A 738-nucleotide genomic window follows, 5' to 3' on the forward strand; every position below is an offset into this window, starting at 1 on the left:
ACGCCATTCATCTTCATACATGCGGATTTTTTGAATCTTCCGGGCCCGGCCGGTCTCCTCATCCATATCCACACATACGGCATGAAAATGCCACTTGCCTTCATCTACCTGGAAACGAGCTGGAAGCTGTGTCTGGAACTTGTATAACACGGCATCGCGCTGCATGCCGAGCACGCCTTCCTTGGAACCCACCATACCCGTATCGGTGATATAGGCTGTTCCGCCTGGAAGGATGGTATCGTCATTGCTCTGTACATGGGTATGCGTACCAACCACCATCGAAGCACGTCCATCCAAATGCCAGCCCATCGAGATCTTCTCCGAGGTTGCCTCCGCATGGAAGTCCACGAGTATACACGTATGCTTCTGTCGAAGCTCGTCCACAATCTCATCCGCTGCACGGAACGGACAATCAATCGCTGGCAGGAAGGTTCTCCCTTGAAGATTGACAATCGCCAGTTGTTTCCCGTTCGCTTTGATCACGGTGTAACCGCGCCCCGGTGTTCCTGGAGGAAAATTCGCAGGGCGAATCATTCTCGACTCATCGTCGATAAATTCAAAAATCTCTTTATTATCCCATGTGTGATTACCCAGCGTAATGCCATGTACACCCCAATTGAAAAATTCGTTCGCAATGGCCGAGGTTATGCCCCGGCCCGAAGCCGCATTCTCACCATTGGCAATAATGATATGCGGATTATACTTGGACTTCAGCTCCGGAAGCGAAGCCTTTAATGC

General features: G+C 50.9%; 1 protein-coding gene. It reads right to left on the reverse strand.

Features of this window, described 5'->3' with window-relative positions; all coding sequences use genetic code 11:
- The coding region (locus ACFRAK_RS29495) for a TIGR00282 family metallophosphoesterase (protein WP_394573269.1) at positions 1-738 on the reverse strand (738 nt) is incomplete at both ends.

The organism is Peribacillus sp. NPDC056705 (assembly GCF_043656335.1).